We start from the raw sequence: 13484 nt of genomic DNA on the forward strand, positions 1-13484 counted from the left end.
TCAGTGCGGGAAGGGGCGTTGCCGTGATCGAGCAGCCGGCGTACACCGGGTTCGGTTTCTCCGACGAGGAATGGGGGCTGCTGGTCGGCCTGCCGCAGTCGGTGCTGACCGCGGCGAGCGCCGCCGAGTCCGACGGCACCAAGCGCACCATGGCGGAGAACGCGGCCGGGCTGGAGACCATCTCCGCCGGCCGGGAGTCGGCCAGCCCGCTGGTCGCCGCCGTCGCCGGGGAGGTCGTCTCCCGGGTGGGCGACCCCGAGGCCGGCGAGGAGCTGCCGGTCATCGCGCCGTCCGACCCGCGGGCCTACCTGGAGGACGTGCTGGGCCGGGCCAAGGAGGCGGCGGCGCTGCTGGCGGCCAAGGTGGACGAGGGCGAGGCCGGGGCGTACAAGCACTGGCTGGTGGACATCGCCGAGCAGGTGGTGGGCGCGGCGTCCAGCGGCGGCATCCTCGGCCTCGGCGGGGACGTGGTCAGCGACTCGGAGCGGCGCTTCCGCGACCGGCTCTCCCAGGTGCTCAACGACTGACCCGTCGACGACGGCGGCATCGGACGAGGTCCGGTGCCGCCGCCGCCCGTTCCGGGTGACCGCGGTCGCGCGTCCCGCGCGGGCTGCACCGCCGGGTCGGCGCGCGGCGGGTCCGCGCGGCGCTCAGGCGACCCGGCGGCGGAACAGCAGCACGCTCGCCAGCACGGCGACGAGCAGGATGCCGAGGCACCAGGCCACGGCCCGAGCCGGAGCCGTACCCGTCGGGGTGTCCAGCAGCAGGGCCCGCAGCGTCTCGATGACGGGGGTGACCGGCTGGTGGTCGGCGAAGCCGCGCAGCCAGCTCGGCATGGTCTCCACCGGCACGAACGCGCTGCTCGGGTAGGGCAGGAACATCACCAGGAAGGTGAAGCCGCCGGCCGCCTCCGGGGTGCGGGCGAGCAGGCCGAACGCGGCCGAGAGCCACGACACGGCGAGCAGGAAGAGCAGCAGCACCCCGACGGCGGCCAGCCAGCGCAGCGGCGCGACGGTCGGGCGGAAGCCGATGGCGACGGCGACGGCGAGCACCAGCACGGTGGAGACGGTGTTGCGGACGACGCTGGCCACGACGTGCCCGCCGAGGATCGCGGCGGCGCTGACGTCCATCGTGCGGAACCGCTCGATCACCCCTTCGGTCAGGTCGGTGGTCACGCTGACGGCCGTGCCCGCCGCCCCGAAGCCGGCGCAGAGCAGCAGCACACCGGGGACGACGTAGGTGACGTACCGGGTGCCGGTGTCGATCGCGCCGCCGAACAGGTAGACGAAGAGCAGCATCAGGATCACGGGCAGCAGCAGCGAGGTCAGCAGCGCGTCGACGTTGCGCCGGGACAGCCGCAGGCAGCGCGCCGCCATCACCAGCGCCTCGCCGGCGCGGGAGGGCCGCAGGGTCAGCTCAGACACGGGCCACCTCCCGCGCGGCCGCCACCGGGTCGCCGGTGAGGGTGAGGAAGACGTCGTCCAGGGTGGCCTCACGGACGGTGAACCGGGCGAGATCCTGCCGGTCCGGGTCCACCTCGTCGAGCAAATGCCGGACGTGCGGCGCGCCCCCGTCGGTCGCCACCGCCAACTCCAGCCGGGCCGGGTCGCGGTGCGTGACCCGGTCGCCGAGGCGGCGCTCCGCCGCGGCGAAGCTCGGCGCGTCGCGCAGCGTCAGCTCCAGGCGGTGGGCGCCGAAGCGGCGCTTGAGGTCGCCCGCGCTGCCCTCGGCGGCGAGCCGGCCGCCGTGCAGCACCGCGATCCGGTCCGCCAGCCGGTCGGCCTCCTCCAGGTACTGGGTGGTGAGCAGCACCGTCACCCCCGCCCCGGCCAGCTCGGCCACCACCTCCCACAGCCCCTGCCGGCTGCGCGGATCGAGGCCGGTGGTGGGCTCGTCGAGGAAGATCACGGACGGCTCGCCGACCAGGCTGGCCGCGAGGTCGAGACGGCGGCGCATGCCGCCGGAGTAGGTCGCCACCCGCCGTCCGGCGGCGGCGACCAGGTCGAAGCGCTCCGTCAGGTCGGCGGCCCGTCGCCGGGCGGCGGCCGGGGACAGCCCCGCCAGCCGGGCCATCATGTGCAGGTTCTCCGTGCCGGTCTGCTGGTCGTCGAGCGCCGCGTGCTGGCCGGCGAGGCTGATCGTCCGCCGCACCCGGCGCCGGTCGCGCACCACGTCGTGACCGTCCACCCGGGCCACGCCCCCGTCGGGGGTGGCGAGCGTGGCCAGGATCCGGACGGTCGTGGTCTTCCCGGCCCCGTTCGGGCCGAGCAGGGCGTACACGCTGCCCCGGGCGACCCGCATGGTCAGGCCGTCGAGCACGGCAACCCCGCCGTACGACTTGCGTAGGTCGATCGTCTCCACCGCCTCAGGTGCTGCTGCTCCCATCGCCCCTCACCCTCTGCATTCCGCGTATGACGTACGCTATTCTGCGTAGACCATACGCAGAGGCTAGGATGGCGGTCAAGCCGGATCGGGAGGTGAGGGTGAACGACGCCGACGTCGAGCTGCCCGAGAGCGTGGAGATCGCCTGGGGCCTGCGCGAACGCCCTGGGAAGGGCCCCAGGCGCAGCCTCAGCCTGGAGCAGGTGGTGGCCGCCGGCATCCGGGTGGCCGAAGCCGAGGGACTGCCGGCGGTGTCGATGAGCCGCGTCGCCGGCGAGCTGGGCGTGGGCACCATGTCGCTCTATCGTTACGTCTCCGCCAAGAGCGACCTGCTGGAGCTGATGGCCGACGCCGCGTACGGCGATCCGCCGCCGCCGCGCGGCGCGGACGAGGGGTGGCGGCCGGCGCTGGCCCGCTGGGCGCTGGGCAACGCGACAGCGATCCAACGCCACCCGTGGACCCGGCACGTCCCGGTCGGCGGCCCGCCGATGGGCCCCAACCAGGTGCGCTGGATGGAACAGGGGCTGGACACCCTGCGCGGTACCGGCCTGCGCGCCGCCGAGCGCCTCTCGACGATCCTGCTGGTCAGCGGGTACGCCCGGCACTGGGCCACCCTGACGGCGGACATCAGCGAGGCGGCGGCACGGACCAAGATCAGCCCGGACGAGGCCGGCGTACGCTACTGGCAGCAGCTCGCCCGGCTGACCCGGCACGGCCCGTACCCGGCAATCCGCGCGCTACTGGCCGACGGCGTCGCCGCCGACGACGACGAGGAGTTCGACGCGGAGTGGCAGTTCGGCCTCGACCGGGTGCTCGACGGCGTCGAGGTGCTGGTCAGCAGCCGCTCGACGGCGGACTGAACGCAAACCCTCCCTGGCCGCCGCCGGCCGCGTCGCCCACAATGGCCACCGGGCGGAGAGCAAGGGACGGGGGGCGGGGATGCTGCGGCGGACCACCATCGACACGGAGCAGGTTCCGGCAGCAGACCGCTTCGGGATGTGGCTGGACATGGTGGCCCGTACGGCGACGCCGCTGCGGATCCGGACGGAGCACGCGCACGACTTCGCCGCCCGAGCCGAGATCATCGAGCTCGGCCCGATCCAGGTGGTCAACTACCGGTACCCGTCGCTGGACTGCGTCCGGACGCCGAAGCTGGTGCGCCAGTCGGATCCGGAGGTCTACATGCTGGCGCTGACCGTCAACGGCGACGGCGTGGTCAGCCAGGCCGGCCGGAGCAGCATGCTGGGGCCCGACGAGTTCACCTTCTACCACGCCTCGCGCCCGCACGGCGTCCGGCACCTCGGCGACGACCGAGGTCAGGAGGCGGCCCGGTCGGTGGTGGCGCTCATCCCGCACGGCGCGCTGCCGCTGCCGCCGGACCGGCTGGCGCCCCTGCTCGGCGGCCGGATGTCGGGCACCGAGGGGATCGGCGCGCTGCTGGCGCAGTTCCTCGTCCAGGTCGCCAACCATCCCGAGCAGTACCATGCCGCCGACGCCGCCCGGCTCGGCACCGTCGCGCTGGACCTCGCGTCCACCATGCTCGGTCGGCACCTGGTGGCCGAGGACGCCGTGCCCACCGAGGTACGCCGGCGCGCGCTGGTCACCCAGGTCCAGGGCTACATCCAACGGCACCTGGGCGACGCGACGCTGAGCCCCCAGGTGGTGGCGGACGCCCACCACATCTCGCTGCGCAGCCTGCACCGGCTCTTCGAGGCCGAGGAGTCGACGGTCGCGTCGTACATCCGGGACCTGCGACTGGCGCGGTGCCGGCACGACCTGGCCGACCCGGGCCTGAGCAACCATCCGATCCAGGCGATCGCGGCACGCTGGGGATTTCCCGACAAGGCACACTTCAGCCGGATCTTCCGGGCGGCCCACGGCATGACGCCGCAGTCCTGGCGCGCCAGCCAGGCAGAGCCGGCACGCAAAGTCAACTCGACGGCATCCACGGTCAACCCGGTCGGGGCAGACTGACATCCGAGGCGGCCGATCCCCTCCCCGCCGACGGCGACAGCGGGGTCGGGCGTCAACGGGGGCCGCGGCGAGGCGCCCGCCGCCCATGGAGGCGGCGGGCGGCCGCCCGGTGACCACCCGGACTCGTCCTGGACCCCGGCCCCGTCGCCATTCCCCCCAGGACCGACGGCGGGGCCGGTCAGGCCTCCTCCAGCAGTTCCAGGACGATCTGCTCGGCCTTCTCCCGGGGCGTCCGCCCGTCGACCGGGGCCACCACGCCGTCGTGGTAGAGGTCGACCACCCGCGGGTCGACGTAGGACGTACGTGCCACGGTCGGGGTGTTGCCGAGCAGCTCCGCGACGTTCCGCATCACCCCCGCGACCGCCCTCCTCCGGGCGGTGACCGAGCGCTGCGACCCCGCCGTCGCCAGCGCGGTGGCGGCCAGCACGGTGGCGTGCCAGGTCCGGAAGTCCTTCGCGGTCATCTCCCCGCCGCTGGCGTCGCGCAGGTACTCGTTGACCTCGTCGCTGCGCACGTCGCGCCAGTCCCGGCCGTCCCAGTAGCCGAACAGCCGGTCGGCCGCCCGCCGCCGGCGCCGCAGGTTGGTCAGCACCCGGCACAGCTCCGGGTCCTCGATCCGGCGCACCTGCTCGATGCCGCCCTTGGCGGGAAACTCGAACACCACGCAGCCGCCCCGGGACCGGGCGTGCTCCGGTCGCAGGGTCGACACCCCGAAGGTCGGGTCGTCGCCGGCCGCGTACTGGTCGCTGCCGACCCGGAACATGCCCATGTCCAGCAGCCGGGTGACGGTCGCCAGCACCCGGTCGCGGTTCAGCCCCCGGCCGGAGAGGTCCTGCCCGACCCGCTCGCGCAGCACCGGCAGCCGGCGGGCCACCTCCAGCACGTGGTCGAACTTCGCCTCGTCCCGCTTCTGCCGCCACGTCGGGTGGTAGAGGTACTGCTTGCGTCCCGCCGCGTCCACGCCGGTCGCCTGGATGTGCCCGTTCGGGTGCGGGCAGATCCACACGTCCCGCCAGGCCGGCGGGATCACCAGCTCCCGCAGCCGGCCCAGCGCGTCCGGGTCGCGGACCGGCTCGCCGGCCGGGTCGAGGAAGAGCCACCCCTTGCCGCGCCGGCGACGCCCGTACCCGGGCCTGCCCGGATCGCTACGCCGCAACCGCACCGGAAACCCGCACCGCCCGTTCCGCCTCGTCCACGGCGGCCACCACCTCGTCGACACCCACGGCCGCCAACGTCGGATGCGTTCCTACCCCGTCCCACCTCGGCCAATCCCGTGCGCCCGCCCACAGCACCCGGTGCCGGGGGCGGTCCGGCGGCGGCCCCCACCGTGCCGGCGGGACCGGGCCGAAGAGCACCACGGAGGCGGTGCCGTAGCCGGTGGCCAGGTGCGCCGCGCCGGTGTCCCCGCAGACCACCAGCCGGGCGTACGCGACCACGGCCGCCAGCCCGGCCAGGCCCGTCCGGCCGGCCAGCACCGCCGTGCCGGGCAGCCCCGCGTCGTACGCGACCCGCTCGGCGAGCGCCCGCTCGTCGGCGCTTCCGGTCAGCACCACCCGGTGCCCCCGGCGGGTCAGCTCCCGGGCGAGCGCGGCGAACCGCTCCGCCGGCCAGCGCTTCGCCATGACCTTGGTGCCGGGGTGCAGCACGGTGGCCCCGGTCGGGGCGTCCCCCGTCGGCGGCCGGCGCAGCCCGAGGTCGGCCGGGTCCGCCGCCGTCCCGTACCAGCGCAACAGCCGGCACCAGCGGTGCACCTCGTGCTCGTCGTCGGCCCAGTCGGGACCGTCGTGGTGGCCCGCGGCGGGGTTGGCGAAGGCGAGCAGCCGGCCGGGCCGGGTGTCGGCGAGCACGCGGTGGGACTCGGGGCCGCGGCCGTGCAGGTTGACGGCGATGTGGGGCCTTCGCACGGTGGGGTCGAGGCGGCCGAGGCCGTCGGTGGGCACCAGCCGGTCGACGCCGCCGACGAGGCCGACCAGCGGGGCCAGCCAGGCGGGCGCGGCGAGGGCGAGTTCCTGGTCGGGGTGGGCGGTGCGCAGGGCGCGCAGGGCGGGGACGGCGGTGGCGAGGTCGCCGACGCCGAGGGCGCGCAGGGCGAGGATCACGGGTAGGAGGTTTCCTGTTCGGCGCAGACGACCATCTCGCGGACGGCGCAGCCGGGCGGCTGGGTGAGGGCGAACATGACGGCGGCGGCGGTGTCGGCGGGGTCGTTGAGGTTGGCGTCGGGGCCGGGCCGGTACTGGGGGTCGCGGTCGTCGAAGAAGGCGGTGCGCATGCCGCCGGGGATAAGCAGGGTGACGTTGACGGTGCCGGCGAGTTCGGCGGCGAGGGCGCGGGTGAAGCCGACGACGCCGAACTTGGCGGCGCAGTAGGCGGTGGCGTCGCTGACCGCCTTCACCCCCAACGTCGAGGCGACCGTGACGATGCTGCCCCGGGAGCTCTCCAGGAACGGCAGGGCGGCCCGGACGACGGCCGCCGTAGCGAGCAGGTCCACGGTCACGACGCGGTCCCAGGTCTCGCCGGGGAGGTCCGCCAGCCGGCCCGGCACGTCCACCCCCGCCGCGGTGACCACCGCGTCCAGCCCGCCGGAGCGCTCGGCGAGCTGCCGGGTGGCGGCCTCGGCGGCCCGGGTGTCGGCCAGGTCGCACTCCACCCACGGCACCCCGTCCGCCGGCGCGTGCCGGTCCAGCACCACGGGCCGGCCGCCGGCCCGGGCCACCGCCGCGACCACGGCGGCGCCCAGGCCACTCGACCCGCCGGTGACCAGCACCGTCTGCCCGGCCCCGGGCGGCGCGCCGCTCACCGGGTGCCCTCCGCCGTGCTCGGTCGCTGCGCCGACGCGCCCCCGGACCCGGGGCCGGGCGGCGGACAGGCCGGCGGCACGGTGTCGGTGAGCGGCGGCGCGTCGGCCGGACCGGCGGCGGGGCCGGCCGACCGGGCCGCGGCGATCAGCCCGGTGGTGGAGCGGCCGTCCAGGTACGGCACCACCACGGTGTGCCCGCCCCAGCGGCGCAGCACGTCCGCCTCCGGCAGGGCGGGCTCGCCGCCGTCGCCGGCGTAGTCGCCGCCCTTGACCCAGACGTCCGGCCGCAGCCAGGACAGGGCCGCGCGCGGGGTGGACTCGTCGAAGATCATCACCGCGTCGACGCAGCTCAGCGCCGCGAGCAACCGGGCCCGGTCGCCCTGCGGATTCACCGGCCGGTCGGGGCCCTTCAGCCCGGTCACGCTCGCGTCGGAGTTGAGGCAGACGACCAGGCAGTCGCCGAGCTGCCGGGCGGCCTGCAACGTCGCCACGTGGCCGGCGTGCAGCAGGTCGAAGCAGCCGCCGGTGGCGACCACCGTGCCGCCGGCCGCGCGTACCGCCGACACCACGGCGGCGGCCGCGGCCACGCCGACCCGCTCCCCACCGGGGCTGGACACCGCCGGCGGCAGCGGACGCGCCGGCGGCAGGGCCGTCGCCACTCCCCCGCCCGCCACGTACGCCGACGCCTCCGCGACCGCCTCCTGCACCGCCTCGGAGACCAGCGCGCCCCGCGCGAGGGCGAGGCTGGCAGTGGCGGCGAACCGGTCGCCGGCCCCGCAGGTGTCCCCCTCGGCGGTGGTCGGTGCGGAGACCACCAGCGGGGTCGAGCCGGCGTGGCAGAGCAGCGCGCCGTCCCCGCCCAGGGTCACCGCGACCGCGCCGGCCCGCCAACGCTGCCGCAGCGCCTGCGCGCCCCGGGACGCGGTCGCCAGCCGGGTCGCGCCGGGCGGGGACTTGACCAGTTCCCGCACCTCGGACTCGTTCGGGGTGGCCAGGTGCACCCCCGGCACCGCCGCCGGTCCCCGCGGGTGGGGGTCCCAGACCACCGGCGCCCGGGTCTCGGCGAGGGCCACCCGCAGCGCGGGCTGCCGGGCCACCCCCCGACCGTAGTCGCTGACCAGCACGGCGGAGGCCCGGGCGATCACCCGCAGCACCGCGTCGGAGGGCTCGCCCGGCGTGCCGGCGGCGCCGCCCCGGTCGTGGCGCAGCAGCACCCGGCCCCGGGCGCGCAGCCGGATCTTCTCCGGTGTGCCGCCGCCCAGGCCGAGGGCGTACACCTGCACCCCGGCGGCGTCGAGCAGCGAACTCAGCCGGGCCCCGCCGGCGTCGTCCGCCAACGCGGTCACCAGCACCACCTCCGCGCCCTGAGCGGCGGCGAAGACCGCCGCCAGTCCGGCGCCGCCGGGCCGGTCGACGTGGGCGGTCTCGTCCAGCACCGGCACCGGCGAGTCCGGACAGAGCCGGTTCACCACCCCCTCGACGTCGCGGTCCAGCAGGGTGTCGCCGACCACCACCACGGGTCCCGTCACGCTTCCCTCCTCATCACGCGTCGACCTGCTGACCTGCCCCACCGTCGAGCACCACCTCGACCCCGGTCCGCACGGGCGCCCCCGGCCCGGCGAGCGCCGTCGGCAGCGCCTGCTCCACGTACTCGCAGAGCAGGTGGCTGGTGACGAGGTGGAGTTCCTGGACGACCTGGCTGTCGGATGAGGGGACGGCGAGGGTGTCGTGGCAGAGGTCGGCGAGGGGGTTGGGGGCGGGTCCGGTGAGAGCCCAGCAGCGCAGGCCGGTGTCGCGGCCGGCCTGGGCTGCGGCGAGGAGGTTGGTGCTGGTGCCGCTGGTGGACAGCAGCAGGAGGATGTCGTCCGCGCGCCCGTGGGCGCGCACCTGGCGGGCGAAGACCTCGTCGTAGCCGTAGTCGTTGCCGATGGCGGTGAGGGCGGAGGTCTCGGCGTGCAGGGCGATGGCGGACAGCGGTCGGCGGTCGTCGCGGAGTTTGCCGACGAGTTCGGCGGTGAGGTGTTGGGCCTCGGCGGCACTGCCGCCGTTGCCGGCCACCAGCAGCCGGCCGCCGTCGACCAGCCGACGCGCCAGGGTCTCCCCCCACCCGGCCAGCAGCTCCTCGTACTGCCGGAAGGGCAGCAGCGCCGCGGCCAGGTTCGCGAGGTGCGCGTCGAGCGGCGTCGGGGCCGCCGCCATCAGGCCACCACCCGGGTGGGCCGGCGCACCGCCGCCACGTCGCCGTAGACCTCGACCAGCCGCTCGGCGGTGGCCGCCCACGAGTACCGCCGCCGGGCCCGTTCCCGCGCCGCGGCCGCGTACGCGAAACGGCGGATCCGGTCGTCGAGCAGCCGCTGGATCGCGGTGCCCAGCGCGTGCGGGTCCCGGGCCGGGACCAGGTCGCCGGTGACGCCCTCGACCACGGTGTCCTTGATGCCGCCCACGGCGGTGCCCACCACCGGCACCCCGCACGCCATCGCCTCCAGCGGGGTGAGCCCGAACGGCTCGTACCAGGGGGCGGCCACCAGGACGTCCGCCGAGCGGTACCAGCGCCCCATCTCCTCCCTCGGCACCGCGCCGACCAGCTTCACCCGGTCGGCCACCCCGCAGGTGCCGGCGAGGGCGCGCAGCCGGCGGGCGTACGGGTCGGTCTCCAGCAGGCCGGCGGGCGGACCGCCGACCACCACGCACTCGGCCCCGGGGACGTACGCCATCGCCCGGACCACGGTCTGGAAGCCCTTCCGCTCGACCAGCCGGCCGACGGTGAGGATCCGCGCCCGGCCGTCCTCCTTGTCGGCGGTCGGGCCGAGCGGGGCGAACGTGCCCAGGTTGACCCCGGACGGGACGACGGTCATCCGGGACCGGGGCACGCCCATCCGGACCAGCTCGCCCACCTCGTCCTGGCACTGCGCGATCACCCGATCGACCGAGCGGCCCAGCTCCCGCTCGTAGCCGATGCGGCGGGCGGGGCTGGTGTCCTGCACGCCCTGGTGCCGCCGCTTCACCACGCCCAGGGCGTGGTACGTCTGCACCACCGGCACCCCGGTCTGCCGGCTGGCGGCCAGCGCGGCGAGGCCGCTCATCCAGAAGTGCGCGTGGATCACCTCGGGCATCCAGTCCCCGCCGCGCCACCGGTCGACCAGCCACCGGCTGAACTCCTTCATGTGCGGCAGCAGCGCGTCCTTGGCGACCGGCTCGGCCGGCCCCGCCGGGACGTGCACGACGTCGTAGCCGTCGGCGCTGCGTACCGTCACGGGCAGGTCCACCGCGTCGCGGCGCGTGTAGACCCGCACGTCGTGTCCGGCGGCCGCGAGCGCGGCGGAGAGCTCGGCGACATGCGTGTTCTGACCGCCGGCGTCCTCGCCGCCCAGGATGGCGAGCGGGCTGGCGTGCTCCGAGATCATCGCGATGCGCATACTTCCTCCTCCAGCAGCCGGTCCCAGTCGGCGAGGAAACGGTCGAGGCCGTAGCGCTCCCGGGCGGCGGCGCGGGCCACGGCCCCCGCCCGGCGCGCCTCCGCCGGCTCCTCGACGAACCGGCGGGCGGCGTCCAGCAGCGTGTCGACCCGGGTGGACAGGGCTCCGGCGCCGGGCGGCACCGCCGTCACCGCCTCGGTGGCGGCCAGCGCGACGACCGGCATCCCGATCGACATCGCCTCGATCAGGCTCAGCCCGAGGGACGTCCACCGGCACAGGTGCAGGTACGCCCGCCGCCGCCCCAGCTCGGCGTGCATCCGGTGCTGGGGCACGTCGTCGTGGCTGGCCAGCCGGTCGGCCGGCAGACCCAGGTGGTCGGCCAGCCCGGCGACCCGCATCCCGAAGACGTCGAGCGGGGCGATCTCGGCGAACCGGGGCAGCAGGTCGGTGCCGGTGACCCGCCAGCGGCGTACCGGCTCGTTGATCACCACCGCCAGCCGCTCCAGCTCGCCGGTGTACTCGACGGTGGGCGGGACGATGCCGTGGTCGACCACGGTGGTGCGGGTGGCGCCGGTGTCCCAGAACAGCTCGTTGAATGCGGTGACGTGGGCGATGAGCAGGTCGTCCCGGTCGGCCATGGGGTGGCGGCTGTGGGGGACGTCGCCGTCCTTGGGGGTGTTGTGCTCGACGTAGACGGCGGGGATGTCCTGGCCGGGGCGACGGCCCAGCCACTCGGTGGCGAGGTCGAGTTCCTCGGGGCGTTGGAGGATGACGAGGTCCACGTCGGCCGTGCGCAGGTGGTCGGGGGTGACCTCGACGGCCGTGTCCGGCCAGGGGTAGGTGCGGGCGCGGCCGAGGCCGTAGGGGCCCCGGTCGGGGGTGACCGGCACGAGGTAGCGGTGCTTGCCGTGCACGAACGAGGTGGTCCAGGAGCCGTGCACGTGCCACAGCAGGACGTTCATCGGCCGCTCCCGCCGGTGCTGGCCGCCGCCGGCACGCGGCCTCCCGCGCCGCCCCCGTCGCGCGCCGGCAGGGCCGCCGGGGCCACCCCGAGCAGCCGCAGCGCGTCGAGCACCTGCCCGGCCCCGACGCCGCTGAGGCAGGGATGCCCGGGCACGGGACACCGGGCGGCCCGGGTGTCCCGGCAGGGGGCCTCGGCGTCGCCGAGCCGTACGGTCGGCACCCGCCACGGCCCCCACTGTCCGAACGGGACGGTCGGGGCGAAGAGGCTGACCACCGGGACGCCGTGGGCGGCGGCGAGGTGGGCGGGGCCGGTGTTGCCCACCACCACCGCGCCGGCCCGGGCGACGGTGGCGGCCAGCTCGGCGAGCCCGGTCCGCCCGCCGAGGTCGACGGCGTCGTCGCCGGCCACCTGGGCGGTCAGCTCCCGCTCGCCGGGACCGCCGGTGACCACCACCCGGTAACCGGCGCCGGTCAGGGTGCGGGCGATCCGGGCGGCCAGCTCCGGCGGGCAGCCCCGGGCCTGCGCCGCCGAGCCGGGGTGCAGCACCACGTAGCCCGGCTCGCCGGCCTCGGGCGGGGGCTGCGGCGCCGGGCGCAGGCGCAGGGCCGGTTCGTCGTGGTGGGCGAGGGTGTAGCCGGCGGCGGCCGCGAGGGAGAGGGCACGCTCGGGTTCGGGTACGCCGGCCGGGACGCGGTGGCGCACGTCGAGCAGGGCGCCGGGGTAGTCGTCGCTGATCGCGCTGATCCGGCCGACCCCGGCCAACCGGAGCAGCAGGGCCAGGGGCAGGGCGGACTGGTGGAAGCTGGTGAAGATGACCGCCTCGTCGGCGCCGACGGCGGCCAGCCGATCCGTCAATGTCGCCATGTCGGCCGGGTCGACCGGCTCCGGGGTGGGGTCGATCCAGGGCAGCGGGTGTTCGACGATCTCGTCGATGCCGGGCAGCAGTTCCGCGGCGGCCCGCCCCCGGGGCCCGCACAGCATCACCACCCGGCCGGCGGTGGCGGCGACGGCGCGGATGCCGGGGCCGGTGACCAGCACGTCCCCCGCGGAGTCCGACCGCACCACCAGCACCGTCCCGCCCCGCTCCCGCCGGCCGACCGGCGGACCGGTGCCGGTCCCGGTCCACCGGGAAGGTCGAGTGCCGGCCCGGCCGGGGTTGGCCGGGTCGAGGGCCGGCTGGCCGTAGGTGGCCGGGTCGAGAGCCGTCTGGCGGCGCAGGATCTCCGCCACCGCCGCCGGCAGGTCCGCCGCGACCTGCGGGGCGGCAGCCACCTCGTGGGGTCGGGTCACCGGCGTGGGCACGAGGATCCCCGCCGCCCCCGCCGCCAACGCCGCCGTCATGTCCCGGCCGATGTCACCCACCAGCACACACCGCGACGGCACCGTGCCCAACTCCCGGGCCGCGGCGTGCACCAGCCCCGGCGCCGGCTTGCGGCACCCACACCCGTCACCGTCGTCGTGCGGGCACACCAACCACGCGTCGAACCGCCCCAGCAGTTCCTCGACCCGGGCGTGCACCGCCCGCATCTGCGCCTCGCCGAAACAGCCCCGCGCCAGACCCGACTGGTTCGTCACCACCGCCAGCTTCAGGCCGGCGGCCCGCAACCGGTCCAACGCCGCCCGCGCCCCCGGCATCGGCCGCACCTTCTCCGGGTCACCGTTGTACGGCACGTCCTCCACCAACGTGCCGTCCCGGTCCAGCAGCACCGCGTCGAACAGGACGGGCCCGGACGCGGCCCGGTCAGCGCCGGCACAAACCCGGGCTGACCTGCGCTGATCCGGCTCCACCTGGTCCTGTCGCACAGCCGGCGGGTTCCCGGCGCCCAGGGGAGTAAACGTCATCTTCAACGCGCCGCCGCGTCATCCGGGCCGGCGGCGTCGACACACCGGCCCTGGGGTGGCGTTACCCGTCGCCCCGGAGAAGCTAACCCGCGGGCGCTGTTAGGCCGGG

At 76.1% G+C, this 13484-nt stretch carries 13 protein-coding genes; 3 read left to right on the forward strand and 10 right to left on the reverse strand.

The window, feature by feature from the left end; genetic code table 11:
• Positions 1-23 precede the first annotated feature (23 nt).
• Positions 24-527 carry a hypothetical protein gene (locus ACZ6Q9_RS17300; protein ID WP_396830306.1) on the forward strand — a complete coding sequence of 168 codons (504 nt, stop codon included), beginning with the start codon at positions 24-26 and terminating at the stop codon, positions 525-527.
• 123 nt (positions 528-650) lie between these two features.
• On the opposite strand, the gene ACZ6Q9_RS17305 is transcribed toward ACZ6Q9_RS17300, so the two are convergent.
• Both ACZ6Q9_RS17305 and ACZ6Q9_RS17310 read right to left on the reverse strand, forming a co-directional pair.
• A complete protein-coding gene (locus ACZ6Q9_RS17305; protein WP_396830307.1) occupies positions 651-1424 on the reverse strand; it encodes an ABC transporter permease in 774 nt (257 codons plus the stop codon).
• Positions 1417-2385 (reverse strand): ATP-binding cassette domain-containing protein, encoded by a 969-nt coding sequence (locus tag ACZ6Q9_RS17310; protein WP_393269534.1) that lies wholly within the window; start codon positions 2383-2385, stop codon positions 1417-1419. Before ACZ6Q9_RS17310 ends, ACZ6Q9_RS17305 begins: the two co-directional genes overlap by 8 nt.
• Before the next feature lie 98 nt (positions 2386-2483).
• Between ACZ6Q9_RS17310 and ACZ6Q9_RS17315 the strand changes: the two genes are divergently transcribed.
• Positions 2484-3242, forward strand: a complete 759-nt coding sequence (locus ACZ6Q9_RS17315) for a TetR/AcrR family transcriptional regulator (RefSeq protein WP_396830308.1) — start codon at positions 2484-2486, stop codon at positions 3240-3242.
• A gap of 79 nt (positions 3243-3321) precedes the next feature.
• A complete protein-coding gene (locus tag ACZ6Q9_RS17320; RefSeq protein ID WP_393269528.1) occupies positions 3322-4356 on the forward strand; it encodes an AraC-like ligand-binding domain-containing protein in 1035 nt (344 codons plus the stop codon).
• A 178-nt stretch (positions 4357-4534) separates the two neighbouring features.
• Here ACZ6Q9_RS17320 and ACZ6Q9_RS17325 read toward each other — a convergent pair whose 3' ends face one another.
• From ACZ6Q9_RS17325 to ACZ6Q9_RS17360, 8 genes are read right to left on the reverse strand one after another with little or no spacing between them, the layout of a single operon-like run.
• Positions 4535-5518, reverse strand: coding sequence for a DNA topoisomerase IB (locus ACZ6Q9_RS17325; protein WP_393456291.1), 984 nt, complete (start codon positions 5516-5518; stop codon positions 4535-4537).
• Entirely contained in the window at positions 5502-6455 is a 954-nt protein-coding gene (locus ACZ6Q9_RS17330) for a glycosyltransferase family 9 protein (protein ID WP_396830309.1), read from the reverse strand. Before ACZ6Q9_RS17330 ends, ACZ6Q9_RS17325 begins: the two co-directional genes overlap by 17 nt.
• On the reverse strand, positions 6452-7153 hold the full coding sequence (locus tag ACZ6Q9_RS17335) for an SDR family oxidoreductase (RefSeq protein ID WP_393269521.1): 702 nt from the start codon (positions 7151-7153) through the stop codon (positions 6452-6454). Before ACZ6Q9_RS17335 ends, ACZ6Q9_RS17330 begins: the two co-directional genes overlap by 4 nt.
• Positions 7150-8682 carry a PfkB family carbohydrate kinase gene (locus ACZ6Q9_RS17340; protein WP_396830310.1) on the reverse strand — a complete coding sequence of 511 codons (1533 nt, stop codon included), beginning with the start codon at positions 8680-8682 and terminating at the stop codon, positions 7150-7152. The genes ACZ6Q9_RS17335 and ACZ6Q9_RS17340 overlap by 4 nt, the downstream gene beginning before the upstream one ends.
• Positions 8683-8695: 13 nt before the next feature.
• On the reverse strand, positions 8696-9352 hold the full coding sequence (locus tag ACZ6Q9_RS17345; RefSeq protein ID WP_393456282.1) for a D-sedoheptulose-7-phosphate isomerase: 657 nt from the start codon (positions 9350-9352) through the stop codon (positions 8696-8698).
• Positions 9352-10569, reverse strand: coding sequence for a glycosyltransferase (locus tag ACZ6Q9_RS17350; RefSeq protein ID WP_393269515.1), 1218 nt, complete (start codon positions 10567-10569; stop codon positions 9352-9354). The genes ACZ6Q9_RS17345 and ACZ6Q9_RS17350 overlap by 1 nt, the downstream gene beginning before the upstream one ends.
• A complete protein-coding gene (locus tag ACZ6Q9_RS17355; protein ID WP_393269512.1) occupies positions 10554-11531 on the reverse strand; it encodes a glycosyltransferase in 978 nt (325 codons plus the stop codon). Before ACZ6Q9_RS17355 ends, ACZ6Q9_RS17350 begins: the two co-directional genes overlap by 16 nt.
• Positions 11528-13375 (reverse strand): HAD-IIIA family hydrolase, encoded by a 1848-nt coding sequence (locus ACZ6Q9_RS17360; RefSeq protein WP_396830311.1) that lies wholly within the window; start codon positions 13373-13375, stop codon positions 11528-11530. Before ACZ6Q9_RS17360 ends, ACZ6Q9_RS17355 begins: the two co-directional genes overlap by 4 nt.
• Positions 13376-13484: the final 109 nt, after the last annotated feature.

The sequence above is a fragment of the Micromonospora sp. NPDC049139 genome (genome assembly GCF_055586845.1).